This window comes from Pyxidicoccus fallax, from assembly GCF_012933655.1.
GTDB classification, from domain to species: Bacteria; Myxococcota; Myxococcia; order Myxococcales; family Myxococcaceae; genus Myxococcus; species Myxococcus fallax.
In genome coordinates, this window is record NZ_JABBJJ010000206.1 from 1 (window position 1) to 22,895 (window position 22,895).

Annotated in this window: 16 protein-coding genes; 10 read left to right on the top strand and 6 right to left on the bottom strand. The window is 72.6% G+C overall.

The features are described 5' to 3' along the window. The 5 genes from HG543_RS33710 to HG543_RS33730 form a co-directional block, all read right to left on the bottom strand. Positions 1–975 (bottom strand): aldo/keto reductase family protein (locus tag HG543_RS33710; RefSeq protein ID WP_169349037.1); only part of this gene is annotated, 975 nt, incomplete at its 3' end. Positions 976–987: 12 nt separating this feature from the next. Next, positions 988–1,470, bottom strand: coding sequence for a DoxX family protein (locus HG543_RS33715; RefSeq protein ID WP_169349038.1), 483 nt, complete (start codon positions 1,468–1,470; stop codon positions 988–990). 53 nt (positions 1,471–1,523) lie between these two features. Further along, positions 1,524–2,297: a helix-turn-helix domain-containing protein gene (locus tag HG543_RS33720; RefSeq protein WP_169349039.1), complete on the bottom strand. Its 774-nt coding sequence runs from the start codon at positions 2,295–2,297 to the stop codon at positions 1,524–1,526. A 64-nt stretch (positions 2,298–2,361) separates the two neighbouring features. Further along, complete coding sequence (locus HG543_RS33725; RefSeq protein ID WP_169349040.1) at positions 2,362–2,886, bottom strand: cytochrome c; 525 nt, start codon at positions 2,884–2,886, stop codon at positions 2,362–2,364. A gap of 12 nt (positions 2,887–2,898) precedes the next feature. Further along, a complete protein-coding gene (locus tag HG543_RS33730; protein WP_169349041.1) occupies positions 2,899–4,863 on the bottom strand; it encodes an alpha-amylase family glycosyl hydrolase in 1,965 nt (654 codons plus the stop codon). Positions 4,864–5,184: 321 nt separating this feature from the next. Here HG543_RS33730 and HG543_RS33735 point away from each other — a divergent pair, with 321 nt between their 5' ends. Next, positions 5,185–6,534, top strand: a complete 1,350-nt coding sequence (locus tag HG543_RS33735; protein ID WP_169349042.1) for a porin — start codon at positions 5,185–5,187, stop codon at positions 6,532–6,534. Positions 6,535–6,583: 49 nt separating this feature from the next. On the opposite strand, the gene HG543_RS33740 is transcribed toward HG543_RS33735, so the two are convergent. Continuing rightward, positions 6,584–8,419, bottom strand: a complete 1,836-nt coding sequence (locus HG543_RS33740; protein ID WP_169349043.1) for a YCF48-related protein — start codon at positions 8,417–8,419, stop codon at positions 6,584–6,586. Between the two features lie 149 nt (positions 8,420–8,568). On the opposite strand from HG543_RS33740, the gene HG543_RS33745 reads away from it, so the two are divergent. The 9 genes from HG543_RS33745 (at position 8,569) to HG543_RS33795 (ending at position 22,251) form a co-directional block, all read left to right on the top strand. Further along, entirely contained in the window at positions 8,569–10,104 is a 1,536-nt protein-coding gene (locus tag HG543_RS33745) for a hypothetical protein (RefSeq protein WP_169349044.1), read from the top strand. 24 nt (positions 10,105–10,128) lie between these two features. Then, on the top strand, positions 10,129–11,127 hold the full coding sequence (locus HG543_RS33750; RefSeq protein ID WP_171818726.1) for an AAA family ATPase: 999 nt from the start codon (positions 10,129–10,131) through the stop codon (positions 11,125–11,127). Next, on the top strand, positions 11,120–12,874 hold the full coding sequence (locus tag HG543_RS33755) for a hypothetical protein (protein ID WP_169349045.1): 1,755 nt from the start codon (positions 11,120–11,122) through the stop codon (positions 12,872–12,874). The genes HG543_RS33750 and HG543_RS33755 overlap by 8 nt, the downstream gene beginning before the upstream one ends. After that, positions 12,871–13,854, top strand: coding sequence for an ABC transporter ATP-binding protein (locus HG543_RS33760; protein WP_169349046.1), 984 nt, complete (start codon positions 12,871–12,873; stop codon positions 13,852–13,854). The genes HG543_RS33755 and HG543_RS33760 overlap by 4 nt, the downstream gene beginning before the upstream one ends. Beyond that, positions 13,851–15,380 (top strand): ABC transporter permease, encoded by a 1,530-nt coding sequence (locus tag HG543_RS33765; RefSeq protein WP_171818727.1) that lies wholly within the window; start codon positions 13,851–13,853, stop codon positions 15,378–15,380. The genes HG543_RS33760 and HG543_RS33765 overlap by 4 nt, the downstream gene beginning before the upstream one ends. A gap of 8 nt (positions 15,381–15,388) precedes the next feature. Further along, positions 15,389–16,237, top strand: coding sequence for a DUF58 domain-containing protein (locus HG543_RS33770; protein ID WP_211194342.1), 849 nt, complete (start codon positions 15,389–15,391; stop codon positions 16,235–16,237). 76 nt (positions 16,238–16,313) lie between these two features. Further along, positions 16,314–18,086: a vWA domain-containing protein gene (locus HG543_RS54655; protein WP_211194343.1), complete on the top strand. Its 1,773-nt coding sequence runs from the start codon at positions 16,314–16,316 to the stop codon at positions 18,084–18,086. Positions 18,087–18,096: 10 nt separating this feature from the next. After that, positions 18,097–19,479 carry a hypothetical protein gene (locus tag HG543_RS33790; protein WP_169349048.1) on the top strand — a complete coding sequence of 461 codons (1,383 nt, stop codon included), beginning with the start codon at positions 18,097–18,099 and terminating at the stop codon, positions 19,477–19,479. A gap of 12 nt (positions 19,480–19,491) precedes the next feature. Continuing rightward, positions 19,492–22,251, top strand: coding sequence for a VWA domain-containing protein (locus HG543_RS33795; protein ID WP_169349049.1), 2,760 nt, complete (start codon positions 19,492–19,494; stop codon positions 22,249–22,251). Positions 22,252–22,895 lie beyond the last annotated feature (644 nt).

The window sequence follows — 22,895 nt, forward strand, 5'->3', positions numbered from 1 at the left end:
CTCGGTGAGGGCCGGGTCGCTCTGCACGGCGGGGCCGAGCACCGAGTCGATGCGGCGCATGAGCTCCGCCTCGAGCTTCACGCCCGCGGCCTTCACGTTGTCGTGCACCTGCTCGGGCCGGGTGGCGCCGATGATGGCGGAGGAGACGCTCTTGTTCTGGAGCACCCAGGCGATGGCGAGCTGGGCCAGGGTGAGGCCCGCCTCCTTCGCCAGCGGCTGGAGCTGCTGCACGCGGGTGAGCACGTCGTCCGACAGCAGGCGGGTCATGAAGCGCGAGCCGTTGGGGTCGGTGGCGCGGCTGCCGGCGGGCGGCGGCTTGCCGGGGAGGTACTTGCCGGTGAGCACGCCCTGGGCGAGCGGGGACCAGACAATCTGCCCGAGGCCCTCGGCGTCGGACGCGGGGATGACCTTGGACTCGATGACCCGCCACAGCATGGAGTACTGCGGCTGGTTGGAGATGAAGGGCACGCGCAGCTCGCGGGCCAGCGCGGCGCCCTGGCGAATCTGGTCCGCCGTCCACTCGGAGACGCCGATGTAGAGCGCCTTGCCCTGGCGGACGATGTCCGCGAAGGCCAGCATCGTCTCCTCCAGCGGCGTCTCGAAGTCGAAGCGGTGGGCCTGGTAGAGGTCCACGTAGTCCGTCTGGAGCCGGCGCAGCGAGCCGTCGATGGACTCCAGGATGTGCTTGCGGGACAGGCCCCGGTCGTTCTTCCCGGGGCCGGTGGGCCAGTAGACCTTGGTGAACAGCTCGTAACCGGCGCGGCGCTGGCCCTTCAGCGCGCGCCCGAGGACCTCCTCGGCCTTCGTGCCCGCGTAGACGTCCGCGGTGTCGAAGGTGGTGATGCCCGCGTCGAGGGCCGCGCGCACGCACGAGAGCGCGGCCTCTTCCTCGACCTGCGAGCCGTGGGTAATCCAGTTGCCGTAGGAGATTTCGCTGACGTCCAGACCACTGCGACCAAGCTTGCGGAAGTGCATGGGGCCGCGAAGCTAACCGTGAGCCTCCAGCCTCGCACGTGCCATGTTGCGCCACAGTCCACCAGCCCACGCCACCCAGGCGATGTAGACGAGCTGGAAGGGGATGCGCAGCCAGAAGTACCAGTCCGGGAAGGGCAGCACGTGCGAGGCCGAGTTGGAGACCGCCTCGTGGATGTTGGCTGGGAGGATGGCCACCAGCAGGGCGATGAGCCCCAGTGCCGCGAGCCGCCGGGTGCGCCTCAGGAGGATTCCCACGCCGCCCGCGACCTCGGCCACGCCGGACAGGAACACCCAGAAGGCTGGCGACGGGAGCTGGGGGGGAATCATCGCCTCGTAGCGCGCGGGCATGAGGAAGTGCATGACGCCCGCGCCGATGAAGAAGAGGCCAGCGGCCACGGCGGCGCGGTCCGCGGGCGTGGCGAGCGCCGGCAGGCGGCGCAGGGGCGGCAGGTGCAGCAGGGCGAAGAAGGTCAGCAGCAACAGGGCGAAGGACATGACGGCGCTCCTCGAAGGCAGGGGCGAGCCGGGGTGGCCCGCCGTTCATGCCCTCAAGATGCGGCGCCGGGCCGGGCCTTCGCTTGAACGAACTGGCTGCGACGTTGGAGCGACGAGGGCGTGGTGCCGAACATGCGCCGGAAGGTGCGCGTCAGGTGCGCCGAGTCCGAGAAGCCCGCCGCGTGCGCCGCCTCTCCCAGCGTGCGGCCGGCGGCGATGGCCCCCGCGGCGCGCTGGAGCCGGAGCCAGAGGAGGTACGGCCGCAGCGGCACGCCGAGCGACTCTGTGAAGGCATGCATCAGGCGCCCGGTGGACAGGCCAGCCACCTCGGACAGCGCCTCCAGCGACGTGTCCTCCGGCGCGGGCTCCGAGCGCAGGTGGCGCAGGAGCTTGCGCACGCGCGGGTGGACGCGCCGGGGCGGCTCGGGCGTGCCGGAGAGGGCCTGCAGTGTGGCCTCCATCCAGGGCCCCACCGCCTCGTGCGGAATGGGGCCGGCGGCCGGCAGGGGAGCGAGCAGGGCGTCGCGCCGGGCCTCGTCGAAGAGGCGCACCGGGCCCTCCAGCGAGGCCTGGAGGCGGGCGCCGTCATCGCTCTCCGGCTCGACGAAGAGGAGGAGGACGTCGCTGCCCCGCGCGTCGAGCGAGTGGGAGACGTCCGGGCCCACCAGGACGGCGGCGGCGCGCTCGGCGGTCTTCATGCCCGCGGCGCGGACGGTGAGCGTGCCCTGGCGGCAGAGCACCAGGTGCATGGCGTGGTGCGCGTGCTTCGAGGACTGGTCGCCCGGGCCCCACATGGCGAGCGCGGCGGGCCAGACCACCAGCGGCATGTCCGGCCACGGGGCGCGCGGCGCGAGGTCTGGAGGACGGGCGAGGAGCACGCGCCGAAGATAACTACGGGCGGTGGTTCAGGTACACGGAGTGGCAGCTGACGCACGTCTGCGTGAGCTGGCCGAAGCTCTCCGCCAGCGCCGCGTCATCCCGCTTCTTCGCCGCGGCCTCCACGGCCTGGGCGCGCGAGCGCAGCTCGTCCTGGAGCGTGAAGAAGCGCTCGGGCAGGAGCGAGTTCAGCTCGTCGTCGCCACCGGGAATGGGACGGCCGAGCCGGGGCTCGTTGACGATGCGGCCAGCCGCATCGCCCGCCACCTCGTACTGGAGCAGCATCACGCCGAGCATCAGGTCCGTCATCGCCTGCCCGTGGCGCTCCATCTTCTGGCGCAGCGCCGCGCGTGCCCCCTCGGGCATGTAGGGCGGCACGGGCAGCGACGGGGCTGGCTTCGCGGCCTTCTTGTCACCCTTGGGCGCCGCGGACTTCGGGGCCGCGGACTTCGGGGGGGCGGGCTCGGACGCCCGGGCCTGCATGACGAGGCCCAGGGACACGAGCGCGACGAGAAGGCCGGTGCGGAGCGTCTTCATCATGCCGTCCTTCTATCACCGGTCCCGGGAGAGGATGACCGCGCTGTAGCTGCCCAACGCGAGTCCTCCGCTCGCGGGCATCCCGTCGCGTCCGCCCCACGACGCCCACAGGTCATGCGTGTGCGTGTTGCCGAAGTCCGGCGCGTAGCCCGCCCAGTCGCTGTTGAAGCGCACCTTCCACAGCCCGTCCGAGGGCAGGCCCAGCTCGTACCAGGAGAAGGCGCGGTGGCCGAGGTTCACCACCACCACCACGTCGTCCCCGGGGCCGCCGTGCTGCCAGCGGTGGAAGGCCAGCACCTTGTCCGCGAAGTTCTGGTGGAAGACGTGGATGTGCTCGCCGCGCAGGCCCGCGCTCGTGTCGTGCCAGTTGCGGCGCAGGCGGATGAGGTCCCGGTACGCCTGCCGGATGCCGCCGAACCAGCCGGCCTTGTTCCAGTCGAGCGGCTGGCCATCGTCGAAGTGGCCGTCCTGCATGAACTCCTGCCCCATGAAGAGCATGGGGATGCCGGGCGCGGTGAGCGTGAGCGTCGCCCCCAGCAGGGACTTCTTCTTCGCGAGCCGGCCGCCCGTGTCGTGCGGCGCCACCTCCGAGGGGATGCGGCTGCGGCCGTTGGCCACCTCGTCGTGGCTCTCCGTGTAGATGACACGCTGGGTGGCCTGCCCGTTGTAGCGGGCGTACAGGGCGTCGCGGACGGCGTTCAAGTCCCGCGACTCGTCGAAGGGCGCAACCAGCGCGGCGCGCACCGGGTGGACGAAGGACGGGTCCCACTGCGAGTCGAACCCGGCGCCGTGCGGATGGGTGAGCGCGCCGTCGCCGCCCATGTCCTCGGCGATGAGGAGCTTCCAGGGGAACTCGCGCTTCACCGCCTCGGAGATGGAGCGCAGCAGCTCCCAGCCGGCGGGGTTGTCCATGCCGTTGGCCTTGCGAATCTCCTTCGTGGCGTCCAGGCGCAGGCCGTCCATGTGGTACTCGCGCAGCCACATCAGCGCGTTGTCGCGCAGGTAGTCGCGCACCTCGTGGCGGCCGTAGTCCGGACGCGTCTCGCCCCACGGCGTGGCCGCGCGGGCGTCCGGGTAGAAGTAGACGCCGCCCTTTCCGAAGGTCTCCCCGTCGAAGTCCCAGTGCGGCAAGTCACTGGGCCCCAGGTGGTTGTAGACCACGTCCATGATGACGCCGATGCCGCGCCGGTGCGCCTCGTCCACGAAGCGCTTGAGGTCGTTCGGCGTGCCGTAGGAGGTCTCCGGCGCGAAGGGGAAGGTGGGGTTGTAGCCCCAGGAGAAGTCCCCGGCGAACTCGGCGGAGGGCATCAGCTCCACCATGTTGACGCCGAGGTCCCTCAGGTAGTCCAGCTTGTCGATGGCGCTCAGCCAGTGGCCGGGGCCCCAGCCGGGCGAGTCGTGGAAGGTGCCGACGTGCAGCTCGTACAGCACCACCTCGTTGAAGGCCGGCATGTGGAAGTGGTGGTCGTAGCGCCACACGAAGTCGCGGTGGTCGAGGATGACGCTGTTGCCCGTGGAGTGGGTGACGTCCGCGGCGCGCGGGTCGTTGCGCCAGCGCCAGTCGCCGTACCGGCCCTGGATGATGAACTGGTATTGCTGGCCGCCGCGGGCGCCGGGCACGTCGCGGGAGAAGTTGCCGGAGGGCTCGCGCGCCAGCTCCACGGCGTGCCAGTGGCTGAACTCGCCCACCACCTGCACGCGCTGCGCGTTGGGGGCCCAGACGCGGAAGGTGGTGCCGCCGTCGTAGGGAATGGCGCCCATGCCGGCGCGCCAGGAGGGCTCGGGCGGCGGCGGGGAGGGGACGAAGGCGGTCAGGTTGGCCGGCGCCTGCAGCTTCTCCGCCGGGCCGAACAGCTCCGGCGCCGAGCGCGCCCGCTGGCCGCGCTGGAGCACCTCGTTGCCGCGGGCCTTGCAGACCGACTCGAAGAAGTCCTTTCGCGGCTGGCGCACCTCGTTCGGCTTCAACGTCTTCGTCGTCATGTCGCCCCCTGGCACCAGGCCCGTTCAGCCCTGGAGGGACATTCCGACAGCGCGGTGGGTACGAGGGCAACCCGGGGCCACGCGGGTGGGTTCAGTTCAGGGCAGTGGTGGGTGTGAAGTGGAGCACAGCCCCCATCGCGATGGCACAGGTGGGACACGGCTCCGCTACCCGTATGTCACCCGGCTGTCACTGAGTTCATACCTCTGTGACGTCGCGGCAAACACAGGGGACGGGACGTTGTAGCACCGCATTCCTTCCGGTAACGGGTGCGCCACATCCAGGTCGGGTGCGCCCCCGCGCCCGTTGTGATGCCGACGCGTATGACTTCCACCGCTTCGTACCGATCCTTCCTTGGCGTCCTGCTGTCCTCCTCGCTGCTCCTTGCTCCCGCCGCCGGGGCCCAGGAGGCGACCCCTCCGGCCACCGAGGCCGCGCCGCCCTCCGAGCCCTCCGCGCCCGTGACGCCCTCCGCGCCCACGTCCGAGGCCGCGCCCGCCGAGCCCCCGAAGGAAAAGGAGAAGGAGGAGAAGAAGGAGAAGGACAAGCCCTGGTACGAGCGCCTCCGGCTGCGCGGCTACACCCAGGTCCGTCACAACGGGCTACCGAGCTTCCGGGAGAACCCCGAGCTGGTGAACGACCAGGGCGACCGCTTCATCGGCGACAACAACAACTTCGGCATCCGCCGGGCGCGCCTCGTCATCTCCGGTGACATCGGCGACCACGTCTCCATCTACATCCAGCCGGACTTCGCGTCCGTCATCGGCGACCAGTACAACGTCGCCATCCTGCGCGACCTGTACGCGGACATCTTCCTGGACAAGAAGAAGGAGTTCCGCTTCCGCGTGGGCCAGTCGAAGGTGCCGTTCGGCTTCGAGAACCTCCAGTCCAGCCAGAACCGTCTTCCGCTGGACCGCAACGACGCGCTCAACAGCGCCCTGCGCGACGAGCGCGACCTGGGCGTGTTCGGCTACTGGGCGCCCGCGGAGATTCGCGAGCGCTTCAAGTTCCTGGTCGACAGCGGCCTGAAGGGTTCGGGTGACTACGGCGTGGTGGGCGTCGGTATCTACAACGGCCAGAACGCCAACCGCCCCGAGCGCAACAACAACCTGCACGTCGTGGGACGCGTGGCCTGGCCCTTCCTCTTCGGCAAGCAGTTCGTCGAGGTCAACGTCGCCGCGTACTACGGCAAGTACAACGTCACCGTGACGCCGCGCGACGGCGCGCCCTACGCGCTGGCCGGAGAGAACGACCTCGTGGATGCCCGCGCCGCCTTCAGTCTCGTCATCTACCCGCAGCCCATCGGCTTCGTCGCCGAGTACAACTTCGGCAAGGGGCCCTCGCTGGGCGAGGCGGAGGACAACGAGCAGTACATCATCGACAGCCGCCGGCTGCGCGGTGGCTACGCGCAGGTCATGCTCAAGCTGGACGACGTGGTCGGCGAGGCGCTGGTGCCCTACGTGCGCGGCACCATCTACGAGGGCGGCAAGAAGTTCGAAACGAACGCCCCGCGCTACGACGTCAAGGAGCTGGAGCTGGGCGTGGAGTGGCAGATCATCAAGGCGCTGGAGCTGACGCTGGCGTACGACATCTCCGACCGCACCTCCTCGCGCTATCCGTACGAGCAGGAGCGCGGCGACCTCACCCGCGTGCAGCTGCAGTTCAATTACTGAAACCCACCCGGGACGCGCGTCCCTGGATTGAGGCTGGAGGACGCCGCCCTCAGCGGGAGGCGTCCTTCAGCACCTGCTTCGCGACCTGGTGCACGAGGGCCGCCCGCGCACGGGAGGGTTCGTTGTCGTCGGAGCGGCAGTCGTCCGCGGAGAGCTCCAGCTTCCCATACGTCTCGGCGCTGGCGGGACAGGTCCACTCGATGGCCGCCTCGAGGGAGCTGGTGGAGCCGCAGCCAGGCTTCTGCTCCTCGCCGGTGGTCGCCTTCGCCAGGGACTGGACGATGCGCTCCGCCTCGGCACGCGACAGCACACGCGGCTCGATGCGCTGGGAGTCCTCTTCCCCGTTCGTCAGCACCCCGGAGAGTCTGACGCCCTGCTGGGTGAACTCCAGGCTGAGCGAATTCTTGATGAAGTGGAAGCAACCCAGTTGGTCGAACTGGACCTTCAGGGAAGCGGGCGCGGCGGCGAGCACGCACTCGAAGGGGGCGCTCGCGGGGGACGTGTCCGACGCGAGGCGGGTGCGTCGCGCGAAGTCGAAGGCGTCCATTGCATCCGTGGTGGTCCGCCAGTCGCTCCCGAATTCGTGGGAGGTGGAGCGCATCAGCGTGCCGTCCGCCGCCCTGGCCAGGACCTTGTCACCCTCCAGGAACAAGAGCCGCCGCACGGGCGTCTTGGGGAAGCGGCCCACCGGCACCCAGTTCCGGCCCGCGTCGAAGGTGGCGACGGCGTGCTCCCCCGTCCACCCGAGCCACTCCTCGGGGGACTTCCGGGCCATCCCCTCCAGGGGCGTGAGCACTCCCGTGCCCGCGCTCCGGAGTGGCCCCGCCCACCGCAGCCGGCCCGAGACGTAGGCGCGCAGGTACCGTCCCTCGAGCACGACCACCGTGTCCTTGCCCATGGGGACCGTGTACTCCCTCATGGCGGGAACCCACGTCTCCGGAGCCCCGCTGGTGGCTCCCAGGGTGATGACGGGCTGGCCCGCTGGCGTCCTCGCGAGGCGCGGGTCCGCGTCCATCTGCTCGGGGGACAGGGGCTGGGCGTGCCACGTCTTCCCGCCGTCCAGGGTCTTGAAGCGGTCCGCGTGGGCGCCCCCGAGCCAGCCCACCTTGGGCGTGAGGCGGACCACCTGCTCTGGCTTCCCGGACCATGGAGGGGCCTTGAGTGGCCGCCAGTGCTCCCCACCGTCCGAGGTCTCCCAGACGCGGCCTTCCTTGCTCAAGGCCCAGCCCCGCTCCGCGTCGAGGAAGGACAACGACGCGCAGTTGTCGAACTCGGTGAAGGGGGAGTTCCGCAGCATGCGCCAGCTCGCACCCGCGTCGTCACTGCGATGGAGATTCCCGGAGGAGCCACAGAGCCACGTGCGTCCGCCCACGTGCTCCCAGGTGTAGACGCGCAGCTTCTCGGCGAGGGCGACGGGCTGCCAGGTGCGCCCCGCGTCCACCGTGCGCAACACCTTCGAGGACACGCCCCCGGCGAGGACTCCGACGTCGGGCGTGTACCAGGTGAAGAAGTCGAGGTTGGAGTCTGCCTTGGCGGCGACCGGGTCGAGCGCGGCGGTGCGCTCCGGGTCCTCTCTCCACGTGCGGCCCGCATCCGCGCTCCGCAAGACCCGGAAGGGGAGCTCATCACCGGGCCGTCTGTCCCTGTACGAGGCCATGACCACCGCCCACCAGTCCTTCTCCATCCTGTGCGCCACGCTCTGCACGCGCAGGAGGTCGATCTTCTGGATGCCCAGGTCCACCAGGACGCCGGGCTCCTCCGGAGTGCGCGAGGCCTCCGCGCCGCCCGGAGCCTCCGGGGACGCAGGTGCGTTCCGGGCGCGGTCTTCGGGTCCGGCCAGCAGCAGCAGCCCGATGACGGCAGGTGCCCACGAAGCAGGATTCATGGTGGAACCCTCCAGACCCGCCAGCATACGCCAGGGCCAGACTCCCTCGCGCGGCGCGCCGGATTCGACCGCCCGCGGTGGGTCCGCGACGCATCAGCCCGGCGTCGCTTGTAGGGAGTGGGGGGAGTGTCCGACACTGTTCCTCCTTCATGGCTGCCAGCGAAGAACGCCGCTTCCAGGCCCTGGTGCTCGCGCCCGTCCGGCGCGTGCAGCGGCGTCTCAACGCCGTGGCCTGGGCCGAGGCCGGTATCGCCCCGGTGTGGGCCACCGCCACCGCGTGCGTGCTGGCCCGCCTGCTCCTGCGCGGCGCCGGGGTGTGGGCCCTGCCTGTGTTGGTGGCCGCGGGCCTCGCGTGGTGGTTCTGGCGCGCCCGCTCCCGGGGGGTGTCGCTGGAGCATGCCGCCGTGCTCGCGGACCGCTCGGCCAACGCCGGGGGCCTGCTGCTCACGCGCCTGGAGCGCCCCGTCGGGGAGTGGGAGCTCACCGTCAACCAGCTCGCCAGCGCCGTGAGGCCTCCCCAGGTGGAGTGGCGCCGCCCCGCCGGTGCGCTCGTGGGCGCGGTGCTCTTCGCGGTGGCCGGCTTCCTGCTGCCGCTGCCCGCGCCGCGCGGACGTCCCGCGAACGCCGCCGCCGCCGCGAAGGTGGCCGCCGTGCAGGCCCAGGCCGAGGCGCTCGCTCGCGAGGAGCGGCTGGAGCAGTCCGTGGAGGACGAGCTGCGCCGGCTGGCGGAGGAGGTCGCCGCGGGCCGCTTCGACGCCGGAGACTGGGAGGCCGCCGACGCGATGGAGAAGCGGCTTTCGGAGAAGGCCGCCGAGGCCGCCGCCGAGCTGTCCCGCGCCGCCGAGGCCGCGCGCGAGCTGGAGGACGCCCTGGGCGCCGCCGGTGGCGCCGAGGCCGCCGCCCGCGAGCGTGAGGAGCTGGAGCGCGCGCTGATGGCGCTGAGCGAGGGAGCCCCCAACGCTTCGGAGCAGGGCGGCGACCCGTCGGAGCTGGAGACGGGCGAGGGTCAGCAGGGCCAACAGGGTCAGCAGGGGCAACAAGGCGAGCAGGGACAGCAGGGCCAGGGCGAGCAGGCGCAACAGGGGCAGGGCCAGCAGGGCCAGCAGGGCCAGCAGTCCGGCTCCGCGCAGGCACGGGCCCGCGCGCGGGCTTCGGGTTCGCCGGACCAGATCGCCAGCCTCCGCGAGTCGCTGGAACGCCGGCGTCAGTCGCTGGAGAACCGGTTCGACTCCCAGAAGGCGCGGGAGCGGGCCGAGGCCCGGCAGCGCTCCGGCGAGGGCCGTCGCCAGGGACAGGGCAGGTCCGGCAAGGGACGCGGCGGCTCCGGCGAGGGCGAGGAGGGGGAGAACCCGGGCGAGATGGGCCCGGGCCATGCGAGCCGGAACGTCCGACAGGGTGCCGGAGCAGGGCGGGGCGGAGAGAGTCGTTCCCTCGTCTTCGGTGACGAGGCGGAGATGGACCCGGAGCGGCTCGCGTTCGAGCCGCTGCCACCGGGGCAGGGCGGCGAGGAGGCCGAGGAGCTGTGGGGCCTCAAGGCCGCCAACCCGCAGCGACGCGCGGGGCCGGCGGGGCCGGCGCAGGGGCAGGGCACCCAGGCACGGGGGGATGCGACGGCGGGGCCCGGTGCGGCGCCGCTGCTGCCTCGCAACCGCGACCTGGTGAAGCGGTACTTCGGGGGTCAGTAGTCGTTGTCAGGAAGGGGAGAACACGTGGCAGCGGAGCTTCTCAGTCCCGCGGAGGCGCAGGGCGCGGCGGAGGTGGCGGCACGGCTCAAGGACGGGCTGAACACCGTGCTGCTCGACCAGGAGGCCGTCGTCGAGCAGGTGGTGGTGGCGGTGCTCGCGCGCGGCCACGTGCTGCTGGAGGGCCTGCCCGGTCTGGGCAAGACGGAGCTGTGCAAGGCCCTGGCGAAGCTGCTGTCGCTGCCCTTCCGCCGCATCCAGTTCACCCCCGACCTGCTCCCCGGCGACATCACCGGCACCTACGTCCTGGAGGGCGAGGGCCGCCGTGACTTCGTCTTCCGCGAGGGCCCCCTCTTCGCCAGCCTCGTGCTCGCGGACGAAATCAACCGCTCCAGTCCCAAGACGCAGTCCGCGCTGCTGGAGGCCATGCAGGAGCGCAGCGTGACGGTGCTCGGGCAGACGCGTCCCCTGCCCGACCCCTTCTTCGTGCTCGCCACGCAGAACCCCATCGAGCTGGAGGGCACCTACCCGTTGCCCGAGGCGCAGCTCGACCGCTTCCTCTTCCGCATCCAGGTGCCGCCCGTGGGCGCGAAGACGCTGCGCACGCTGCTCACCACGCGCGTGCGCGGCGCTCCGCCGGAGCTGTCCCCCGTGCTGGACGTGGGGGGCCTCTCGCGCCTGTTCGCCGCGGTGGACCGCGTGCACCTGCCCGGCCCCGTCGCGGACTTCATCGGCCGGCTGGTGGAGGCGAGCGACCCGCGGCAGCCCTCCGCTCCCGACGCCGTGCGCCGCTTCGTGCGCTATGGCGCCAGCCCTCGCGCGGCCCTCGCGCTCGCCGCCTCCGGGCGTGCGCTGGCGCTGCTGCGCGGCCGGCCCAACGTGGGCTTCGACGACGTCGTGGCCACCGCGCCCGCCGCCCTCAACCACCGGCTGGTGCTCGCCTACGAGGCGTCCCTGGAGAAGGTCACCGCGCCGGACGTGGTGCGCGCCCTCATGCAGGCCGTGCCCGAGGTGCCCCGTGCGTAGCGTGCTCGTCGCCGCGCTGCTGCTCGCGCTCGCCGGGGCGCCGCGCGCCTTCGCCCGGACGCCGGTTTCCCATGTGGATCCGGTCGATCCGGATACGCCCCGCTCCGGCTACCGCGTGGCCACGGAGAAGCTGGAGGTCCACAAGGAGGGCGACCTGCGCGTCGCCATCCGCACCGGCGTGCTCATGCCGCCGCGCGGCTACACGCCGGTGGAGGTGGTGCTCCAGAACAGCGGTCCGGCGCCGCTCCAGGCCCTGCTGTCCCTGCGGGGGCACTATGGCCAGGAGGCGCGCGTCATCGAGCGCTCCGTGGAGGTGGGCCCGCGCCAGCGCGTCGTCGCCTGGCTGCCGGTGCCGACGGCGGTGCGCGGCGGCAACCTCGAGGTGCGGGTGCCCGGACAGCGGCGCATCTTACAGACCCTCTACATGGACGGCTCGCGCGACGAGGCCGTGCTGGTGCTGGGCGCGCGGAAGGACTTCGAGGCGGACACCGGGCTCAAGGAGACGGAGGGGGAGCACGAGCCCCTCTTCCTCGCCCGCTTCCTCGAGGAGCGCGAGGCCCCACGCGAGCTGGCCTCGTACGTGGGCTACCCCGTGGTGCTCGTCGGTGACGCGGCTTCGATTCCCGCGGACGTGTGGGCCGTCCTCGAGGCCTATGCCATCTCCGGGGGCCGGCTCGTCCTCACCCGTCCCCCGCGTGACCTGGTCGAGCGTCTGCCGCTCCTGTCCGAGAGCAACACCCGCCCGGAGGTGCTCTACGGCTTCGGCGTCGTGCGGCGGTGTGGCGACCCGGCCGCGTGCGTGGAGGCCGTGACGTCGCTGCTGCGGGAAGGCGCCGAGCAGGGGCCGGTGATGCCGAAGGGTCCGCCCCCCAGCTGGGAGCGGGGCTCCTCGCTCACGGAAGGAGCCTCGCCCCTGCTGGAGAGCGCCCGCGCGCCGGTGGGCCGCTTCCTGCTGCTCATCTTCGCCTTCGCGCTGGCGGTGGGGCCGGGCGGGCTGATGCTCGCGCGGCGCCGCGGGCCGGTGGCGGTGCTGGTGGCGGTGCCGGTGGTGTCGCTCGTCACGTGCCTGGCGCTCATCGCCTGGTCGGTGCTGGTGGACGGCTTCGCCGTGCATGCCGCGCGCTACAGCCTCACGTGGCTGGACGGGGCGCGCTCCCGCGCGGTGACGCTCGGCGTGGCGGGCTGGTACGCCAACCTGTCCCCGGGCGAGGTGAAGCTCCCCCTCTCCAGCGTGCTGCTGCCGCCGGACGACCAGTACGAAGTGGTGGCCGACCTGGACTGGACGGGCGGCCTCACCGTGACGCGGGGCTTCCTGCCGCCGCGTACCTACCGCGAGTGGGGCGAGGTGTCCGTGCTGCCCTCGCGCGCGCGGCTGGTGGTGCGAAGCGACGGCGGCGCGCTGCGCGTGCAGAACGCGCTGGGCGCCCGGGTGGAGGCGGGCTGGCTGCGCCGGGGTGGCGCGTACTATCGGCTGTCCGGGCTGGAGGACGGCGCGGAGGCCACGCTGGACGCCCCGGTGCCGTACGGTGAGATGTCCCATCCGGTGAGGGAGCAGCTCCATGAGCTGTCGACGTCGTTGTGGGAGCGGCTCGTGAACGGCAAGCCCGGCTTCCAGACGGACCTGTCCGAAGGCGATTTCGTCGTGCGCATGGGCGGGCCGGGCATGGCCCCCAGCGCGGCGATGCCGGTGGAGCTGGAGGCGGGTGTGCACGTGGTGCGCGGCAAGGTGGAAGAGGTGGGGTCATGAGCCTCCTCCAGGTCAAGGGGCTGCGGCGAGACTTCGGCTCGCTGCGCGCGGTGGACGACGTGTCCTTCACGCTGGAGGCCGGCAGCATCCTCGGCTTCATCGGCCCCAACGGCGCGGGGAAGAGCACCACGCTGCGCATCCTCGCCACGCTGGACGTGCCCACCACCGGCGAGGTGCTGCTGGACGGGCACTCGCTGGTGGACGCGCCGGACAAGGCCCGGCCGCTCATCGGCTACATGCCGGACCGGTACGGCACCTACGACGACGTCACCGTCTTCGAGTTCCTGGACTTCTTCGCGCGCGCCTACGGGCTGAAGGGAACCCAGCGCCGGGAGCGGGTGGAGTCCGTCATGGAGTTCACCGGCCTCACCCCGCTGGCGCAGAAGCTCACCACGGCGCTGTCCAAGGGCATGCGGCAGCGCGTGGCGCTGGGGCGCACGCTCCTGCACGACCCGCGGCTGCTGCTGCTGGACGAGCCGGCGGACGGACTGGACCCGCGCGCCCGCATCGAGCTGCGTGAATTGCTGCGCGCCCTGGCGGACCAGGGCAAGGCCGTCATCATCTCCAGCCACATCCTCACGGAGCTGGCGGAAATCTGTGACACCTGCGCCATCATCGAGCAGGGGCGCCTGCTGGCCACGGGCAAGGTGGAGGACATCCTCCAGCAGGGCGGCGGCTCCGCCGTGGCCCCGGAGTTGACGGTGCGGCTGGCCGCGGGCGCGGAAGGGGACGCCGTGTGGGCGCGCGCGGAGCGGCTGCTGTTGGAGCAGCCCCGGGTGGTGCACGTGGCTCGCGAGGGCGAGGCGCTGCGCGTGCGGCTGGAATTGGAGCCCGGCACGGGGCCCGCGCAGGTGGACGCGGCGGCGGCGGTGCTGCTGACGGCGCTGGTGTCCGCGGGCCTGCCGGTGTGCTCGTTCAGCGCGCGGGAGCGGAACCTCGAGGATGCGTTCATGACGGTGACGAAGGGGAGGGTGGCGTGAGCACGCCCGTGGACACGGCCGCGAGCACGCCCCCGGAGACGGCGGCGCCTTCCGCCGGTGGCATGACGTCCGGCGCGCCGCCGTGGTGGGAGCGGTGGGGCGACCGGCTCAACCCGCTGGTGGTGAAGGAGGTCCGCCAGGGGCTGCGCACGCGCATCTTCTGGGTGTGCTTCGGGCTGATGCTGCTGGCGTGCGTGGTGCTGTCGCTCATCGCCTACGTGAATACGCGCGAGGCCCAGTACACGCGCAGCGGGCGGTACTACTTCTTCGCCTTCTTCGTGTGCCTGGGGCTCGTGCACTTCTTCGTCATTCCCTACAACGCGTACCGCTCGCTGGCGCGGGAGCGGGAGGACGAGACGTGGGTGCTGCTGGTGCTCACCGGGCTGGGGCCCCGCCGCATCCTCCTCGGCAAGGTGGCCTCCTACCTGGTGCAGGCGGCCCTGTATGCCTCCGCGGTGGGGCCCTTCCTCCTCTTCAGCTACTTCCTCAACGGCATCGCCCTGCCCACCATCCTCGCGGTGCTGTCGCTGGGCGCGGCGTGGCTCGTCTTCTGCACGGTGGTGGGCGTGTGCGCGGCGACGCTGGCCGGCGGCCGCCTGACGCGCGGTTTCGTGCACTTCCTCCTGCTGGGCACGCTGGGCGCGGCGGTGGTGTACGGGCTGGTGGCCGCCTTCGCGATGGTCGAAGCGGGCGACCGGCTGCTGGGCGACGACGACTTCCTCTATGCCGTGGGCGTGGGGCTGGCGCTGATGCTCACGGACGGGTGGCTGCTGTTCGAGACGGCCGCGTCCCGGCTCGCGCTGCCCACGGAGGACTACACCCGGGGGCCCCGCCGCGCGCTGCTGACGCAGGTGCTGCTCGCCGCGCTGGGCGGCGTGGCCGTGTGGTGGGCCGAGGGGAAGGACCACACGGTGGCGGAGGTGTTCGGCATCATGGGCGCGCTGCACCTCATCGCCGTGGTGCTCTTCGTGGCGACGGACGTGGACGGGCTCGCGAGGCCGATGCGCGCGTCCACCCGCCCCTGGTCGCTCTTGCGGCCGGGCGCGGTGCGGGGCTTCCGGCTGGGGGTGTTGCTGCTGGCGGCCTGGGCCGCGCTGTGGGTGGGGCTGGAGTTCATGTCCCCGCGCGTCCCGGACCGCGGGATGGCCATGCGGATGGTGACGGTGGCGATACCCACCTACGGCATCTTCTACATCTCGGTGGCGGTGCTGCTGGGGCGGATGCCGCGCTCGGACCGGCTGTCGTCGCCCGGGGCGCTGCGCCTGCTGGTGATGGCCGTGGTGGGGCTCGCGTCCTCGCTGCCTCCGCTGGTGGCCGTGCTGGTGGGGCTGGATGCGGATGACGGCCTCTTCAACCTCCTCAACCCCATCATGGGCGCGGCGAACTTCGGTACGTACGAGTACTCCTCCGCCGGGTCGAAGATGTCGTGGGAACTGCTGGCCTTCGTGGTGGGCGTGACGGTGCTGGCCGCGTTCGCCGCGGACCGGGTGCTCGTCGAGCGCGAGAAGCGGGTCCACGCCTCGTGAGCGCGGGGATGGACGAAGCGGCCGTCGCGCGGCTGGTGCCGGGGTTGGGGCTGGCGCTGCCGCGGGTGCCCCACCGGGGCCGGGTGGGCGAGGTGCGCGCCACGTCCGCCGGCAGCTCGCTGGAGCTGCACGACTTCCGCGCGTACCAGCCGGGCGATGACCTGCGGCAGGTGGACTGGAACGCGGTGGCCCGCACCGGGGAGATGGTGCTGCGCGTCCGCCAGGAGGAGGTGTCTCCGCGCGTGGAGGTGGTGCTGGACGGCTCTCGCTCCATGGCGCTGTCGCCGCGCAAGGCCGCGTGCGCGCGCGAGCTGGCGTTGCTCACGGCGGAGGTGGCGGGAAGGCAGGGGCTGACGCCCACGTTGCTGGTGGCGGGGGCCCGGCCGGAGCGGGCCCAGGGGCCGGCCTGCCGCGCGGCGCTACATGCCACGACGTTCGACGCGCGCGATGACCTGTCGGCCTCGCTGGCGCGGCTGCCTCCCCTGCGCCCCTGTGGCCTGCGGGTGGTGGTGAGTGACTTCCTCTTCGAGGCGGACCTGCCGGCGCTGTGCTCGCGGCTGTCTCGCGGGGCGGCGGGGCTGTTCCTGGTGCAGGTGCTGGACGCGGAGGACCTGGACCCGTCGGGCGGAGAGGGCGCGCGGCTGGTGGACTCGGAGAGCGACGCGGCGCTGGAGGAGCTGCTGACGGAGGACGTGCTGGCCGCGTACGCGCGCAGGTTCGCGGAGCACCAGCGCTCCTTGAGGGCCGCGGCCGTGCGGGCGCGGGGTGCGTTGCTCACGGCTCCGGCGCCTGACGCGCTGGCCGCGTTGGTCGCGGGGCCCCTGCGGCCGCTGTTCGTCGCGGGAGGTGGGGCGTGAGCCTCGGCGCTTCCGGCGGGCGTGTGGCGTGGGCCGTCGAGTCGCCGCGCCCGGCGATTCCTTCTGGAGGTCGGGCATGAGCTTCGGCTTCCCGTGGGGGCTGCTGGCGCTGGGTGCCCTCGTGCCGCTGGTGGCGGCGTACTTCCTGCGGCGCCGGCAGAAGCCCGTGGTGGTGAGCGCGCTGTTCCTGTGGCGCACGCCGCGTCCGCGCGCCGAGGCAGGGCCGCGCTGGGAGCGCTTCACGCGCGAGGCCTCGCTGCTGCTGGAGGCGCTGGCGGTGGTGGCCGCGGCGCTGTTCCTCGCGGACGTGCGGCTCGGCGAGACGGCGCGGACGCGGCACCTCGTGCTGGTGGTGGACGGCAGCCTCTCCATGTCCGCGCGGGGGCCGGACGGAGTCCCGGTGCTGGAGAAGGCGCGCCGGGAGGCCGCGAAGCGGGTGGAGGAGGACGGGGCGACGCAGGTGACGGTGCTCGCCTCCGGCGTCACGCCGCGCGTGCTCGCGGGGCCCGAGGCGGAGCCGTCGCGGGCGCTCGCGGCGCTGGAGTCCTTCCAGGCGATGGGCGCGGACCATGACGTCATGCCCTCGCTCGTCTGGGCCCAGGAGCTGGCGGGCGCTGGCCGCCGAGTCGTCTTCCTCACGGACGCGCCCCCGGAGGCCCCCGCCCTCGTGCCTGCTTCGGTGCGGTGGATGGCCTTCGGCGCGGGGCGCGACAACGTGGCGCTCGTCTCCGCGCAGCGGCGCGACGAGGGAGGCACGGCCACGGTGACGCTGCGGGTGGCCCGCTTCGGCGCGGGGCCCCAGGAGGTGGAGGCGCGGGTGCGCGCGAAGCCCGGCCCCGGCGCGAAGGAGGGCACCGAGCGCGTGGAGCGCGTGCGCCTGCCCGACGAGGGCACCACCACCGTACGGCTCACCTTCCAGGGCGCCGGAGACGTGGAGGTGGCCCTGCCAGACGACGCGCTGCCCGAGGACGGCCGCGTGAGTCTGCCGCCCTCGCCCATCCGCCCGGTGGCGGTGGGACTGGCGGAGGGACTCGCGCCGCCCGAGCGGCAGTCCCTGGAGCGCTTCCTCGCGGTGGCCCCGGAGGTGGAGCGCGACGGCGCGAAGGAGGGCGCGTCTCCCGAGGAGGTGCTGCTCTTCGGTCCTCGCGGAACGGACGCGCGGGTGACGGTGGGGGCACCGGGCAAGCCGCGCACCTTCGTGGGGCCGTTCTTCTCGGAGAAGGGGCACCCGCTGCTGGATGACGTGCAGCTCGCGGGCGTGCGGTGGACGGCGGGGGACAACCCTCCCGGACGTCCGCTGATGACGGCGGGCGAGGCGGTGCTGGTGTCCGAGGAGGAGGGCGGCCGGGTGCACCTCAACGTGGACCTGACGCGCTCCAACGTGCAGCGCGTGGCGGCGTGGCCGGTGCTGCTGGGCAACGTGGTGCGCGAGGCACGGCGCACGCGGGAGGGCTTCCCCCGGCGGCAGCTCACCCTGGGCGAGCCCCTGCCCGTGGTGACGGAGGCCGGCGCCCGGTACACGTTGGTGGGTCCGGGAGGCAGCCGCCCGGTGTTCGGCGCGGGCGCGGTGGATTTGCCGCCGCCCTCCGGGCCCGGCCGCTACGTGCTGGAGCGGGACGGGGACGAAGTGGACTCCGCGGAGGTGCTGGCGCTGGACGCTCGCGAGTCGGACCTGCGCGGGCGCGGCGCCGCGGACGTGGCGGCGCGTGAGTCGTCCGATGAAGAGGAGCGCGGCAGCGCGCCGGGACGGGCACGCTGGCCCCTGGTGCTGTTGCTCGTCGCACTGGTGGCGGACTTCTACGTCACGCGGCGGGTACCCCACCTCGAATCACAGACACCGCGTCGCTAGACTGCCGGGCATGTTCCTCCGGTCCGCGGCCCCCGCCCGTGAAGACGCCTCCGAGGCCTCCGGATGGGAGGGCCTGCGCCTGCGGCTCGAAGGTGGCCTCGAGGTCATCGAGGCCGCCCTGGAGCGCTACTACGAGCTGTCCACCGCTATCGGGAAGCGGAGCTGGAAGGCGAAGCTGCGGTTGCGGCCCGAGCTGCTGGACGAGGCCATCGAGTCGGAGCCCGCGGTGCTCGCGGCGCTCGCGTCCTTGAAGCGGCGGGCCTCGCGCGAGCCGGAGACGGCGGGCGTGCTTCTGTACGAGCTGGAGGCGGCGCGCGAGCTCCTCTCGGCGGCCGTCGCCCGGCGGGTCCGGGTGGGCGAGCAGCCCCTGCTGTCCGAGCGCCTCCGGCGGCTCCGGGCCGTGGTCCTGCGCCCGCTGCCGCTGCTGCAGAAGGAAGGGGAGCAGCAGGTGCTGGTGGGAGAAGCGGTGCTTCCTCCCCCGTGGCTGCTCGCGACGTTCCTCGCGCTGGGCCTGCTGGTGGCCTGGCTCGTGAGCCCCTGGGCCGTGGTGCCGCTGCTGGTGCCCGCCTTCCTCGTCACGTACCTGCGCTCCGGCTGGTACTGGCTCACCACCGAGCGGCTCCTCTGGCAGCCCCGGCGGGGAGACCTGGTCCAGGTGTCGCTGTCCTCCATTCGCGACAGCACCCGGGGGCCTTCCGGAAACGTCGAGAAGAACCTCTCGGTGAACCGCTTCACGGGCACTGTCACGCTGCACCGGCAGCGCCTCACCCTTCGCCATGTGCCGAATGCGGGGCTGCTCGCGGCGCTCCTGTCCATCCGGCGCCGCAAGGAGTTCCGTCACGCGGGCGTCTCGCGGGACCCCCGGCTCATCGTCGCCGTCGTCCCCGTGTTCCGCTCCATGCCGGAGGAGGCCTTCGGCGTGACGAACGGGGGGCCGGACGGGCTGCTGATGCTGCGGCCCGGCAGCGTCGTCTGGTTCTCGAAGCGTTTCCCCGGGGACATCCTCGACAGCCTCACCGAGGCGGAGCAGCCCGGCTCCCCGCGGGCCGGGCGGAACCAGGACGACGTCCCCCTCTCGCTTCGCCAGCTCGTGGACCAGCTCCTGCTGCTGCCGGAGGAGGCGCTGGACCGGATGCTGCGCCAGCTGGAGAGCCGCAGGTACTCCAAGTCCCTGCTCGACGACGTCCTCGTGTGCCGGCCGGCCGAGGTGGACTGCTCCTTCAACACCCTCCTGCAGACGCTCCAGGTGTCCTTCGCCGATGACGCCCGGGTGCTGTGGGCCAACCTCTCCTGGGAGGAGCGTCACCAGGTCTCGCGCGTCCTGTCGCTCTGGCCGTCGTGGAACGAGGCAGCGCCGGCGGGCCTTCCGGAAATCCTCCCCGCAAGGCGCTAGGCTCCCGGGGCGATGTCCTTCTCCCTTCCCCAGGCGTGGGTGCTGCTGCTGCCGCTGGGCCTCTTCCTCTGGAAGTACGGGCGGCGGCCGGGCCCGCCCATGTGGCTGCGCGCCGGGCTGCTGGTGCTGGTGGTGGGCGCGCTGTCCGGGCCCGAGCTGCGGCTGGCCGGCGCGGGCAGCGACGTGGTCGTCCTCGTGGACCGCTCCGCCTCCATGCCCCGCGACGTGGACCGCACCGCGCAGGAGCTCATCACCCTGCTGGAGAACCAGCGGCGGCTGGGAGACCGCGTGGGCGTCATCGCCTTCGGGCGCGAGCCTCGCGTGGAGCAGCCGCTGTCCGCCACCAGCCGCTTCGGCGGCTTCACGCGGCCGGTGGACGCGGAGGCGTCGGACCTGTCCGCGGCGCTGGACGCGGCGGGAGCGCTCATCCCCGCCGAGCGCGCCGGCCGGGTGCTGGTGGTGTCCGACGGGCGGGCCACGGGAGTGGACGCGCGCGGCGCGGCGCGGCGGCTGGCGGCGCGGGGGCTCGCGGTGGACTGGCGCCATCTGGCGCGTCCCGAGCCACCGCTGGACGTGGCCGTCGTTTCGCTGGACGTGCCCTCCGCGGTGGCCGTGCGCGAGCCCTTCCAGTTCTCCGCCGTGGTGCATGCCTCGGCGGCCGTCACCGGCACCGTGCGCCTGGAGCGCAACGGCCGCGTGCTGGTGAAGGGGCCCTTCGACTTCGTGCCCGGCGCCAACGTGCTGCCGCTGAGAGATTTGGTGGAGGAGCCGGGCCTCGTGCGCTACCAGCTCGTCGTGGAGGCCCCGGGCGACGGCGTGGTGGAGAACGACAAGGGGCTCGCGGTGCTGCGCGTGGAGGGGCCGCCGCGCGTGCTGCTCCTGACGAACCAGCCCCGGGGCACGCTCGCGCAGGCGCTCGGGGCCACGGGCATGCAGGTGGACGTCCGCGCGCCCTTCCGGCTCACGCTGGACGAGCTGGATGGCGTGGGCTCCGTGGTGCTGGAGAACGTGGACGCCAACGCGCTGGGAGAGCCGGGCCTCAACGCGCTGGCGGCGTACGTGGAGCAGGCTGGCGGTGGGCTCGTCATGACGGGCGGGCGCAGCAGCTTCGGCGAGGGCGGCTACCGGGCCTCGCCGGTGGAGCCGCTGCTGCCGGTGTCGCTGGAGATGCGCGAGGAGCAGCGCCGCGCGTCCGTGGCGCTCAGCGTGCTGATGGACTGCTCGTGCTCCATGGGTGTCACCGTGCCCGACGGGCGCACGAAGATGGAGCTGGCCGCCGAGGGCGTCGTCGCCGCGCTCACGCTGCTCAACCCGAAGGACGAGGCCTCCGTCCACATGATTGACACCGAGGCCCATGAAATCTTCCCACTCAGTTCCGTGCAGGACGGCCTGCCGCTGGGCGAAGTGGCGCGGGGCTTCAGCGGCGGTGGCGGCATCTACGTGGGCGAGGCGCTGCGCGTGGGGCGCAAGGAAATCCTCCGCAGCGAGAAGGCCACGCGCCACGTGCTGCTCTTCTCCGATGCGTCGGACTCCGAGGAGCCGGACGACTACCTGCGCACGCTGGCGGACCTGCGCGGCGAGGACGTGACGGTGTCCGTCATCGGCCTGGGCACGCCGCAGGACTCGGACGCGAAGCTGCTGGAGGAGGTGGCCGCGCGCGGCGGTGGACGCATCTACTTCGCCGAGGACGCGGTGAGCCTGCCGCGCATCTTCAGCCAGGAGACGCTCACCGTGGCGCGCGCCACCTTCGTGGACGAGCCCGCGTCGCTGGAGGCCGCGCCGGACCTGCCGCTGCTGGGCCGCCTGCCATCGGAGGGCCTGCCGCAGGTGGGCGGCTACAACCTCACGTACCTCAAGCCCCGGGCCAGCGTGGCGCTGCGCACGCTGGACACCAACGCCGCGCCGCTCCTGGCGATGTGGCCGCGCGGCGCGGGGCGCACGGTGGCCTTCACCGCGGAGGTGGACGGCCCCTTCACCGGCGAGCTGCGCCAGTGGAGCGCGCTGCGCGCGGCGCTTGAGGCGATGGTGCGCTGGACGCTGGCGGGCTCGACGCCCCTGGGCGAGGCGGTGGTGCGCTCCGAGCGCCGGGGACACCTGCTGCGTGTGACGCTGGACCTGCCTCCGGGCGAGCCGCTTCCGGGCGCGCTGCCCACGCTGGTGCTGCTGCCCGGGGACGGGCGCTCCGCGCCGAAGGAGCGGCCCATGCGCTGGGAGGACGAGGACCGGCTGGTGGCCGAGTACCCGCTGGACGGCAGCGGCACGTGGCACCCCGTGGTGCGCCTGGGCTCGCGGGCGCTGCGCGCGCCGCCGGTGTCGCTGCCGTATGCGCCGGAGTTCGAGCCGGGCAGCGCGAAGGAGGGACTGGAGCTGCTGCGCGCCGTGGCGGCGGTGGGCGGCGGCGTGGAGCGCCTGTCCATGACGGGCCTCTTCATGGAAGCCCCCGAGTCCGAGGGACGCTGGCCCCTGGCCCCGTGGCTGGTGGGGTTCGCCCTGGCCGTGCTGCTGGCGGAGGTGGCCGTGCGCCGCTTCCTCTCCGCGCCCCGTGTGCGGAAGGTGGCTCCGGTTGCGGGCGCGACGGTGACGGCTGCCCAGGCTCCTGCTACTCGCGCCGCTCCGCCCGAGAGCGCGCCGCGTGTCACGGAGTCCGGAGGCGAAGCGCGGGGGACGACGCCAGAGCCGGGCGCGGCGGAGGCACCGAAGCCCCGAGAGGGTGGAGTGGACTCCGCGCTGGAGGCGGCGCGCGCCCGCTCACGTCGGCGGCTGGACCGGTGAGGTGACGCGGCCCCTCGGCCAGCGCGCCGAAGCCCGCCTCGTGCCGCGATGGTGGCCTCGGCCGTGGCGCTGCGCCGACGACGGAGCGCGGTCGTGGAAGGTGCGGACCGCTCCAGAATCGAGATGGAGATCGCTGCTGAAGGAGCAGTCCGCGGTGAAAAGTGCGGACCGCTCCGGAGTCGAGATGGAGATCGCCGCTGAGGGAGTGGTCCGCGGTGAAAAGTGCGGACCGCCCCGGAATCGAGATGAGGCGCGCTGATGAGGGAGCAGTCCGCGGTGAAAAGTGCGGACCGCTCCGGAGTCGAGATGGAGATCGCTGCTGAAGGAGCAGTCCGCGGTGAAGGGTGCGGACCGCCCCGGTCGAGATGAGGATCACTGCTGATGGGGCGGTCCGCGGTGAAAAGTGCAGATCGCCCCGTAATCGAGAAGAGAATCGCAGGTGGGGGGCGGTCTGCGGTGCTACGCGGGTCGCTCCTGACTCGGAGGGGAGAACGCAGATGAAAGGGGTGGCCCGCTGCCCGTGGGTCTCACAAGGCGAAGGGAAATATACACTTCGGGTGTGCTGAATGCAACGGGGTAAGAAATTTCCCGGATAGAGAAAAGTTGGGAAGGAATGGGACGATGAGTGGGGCGGGGTGGAGGGG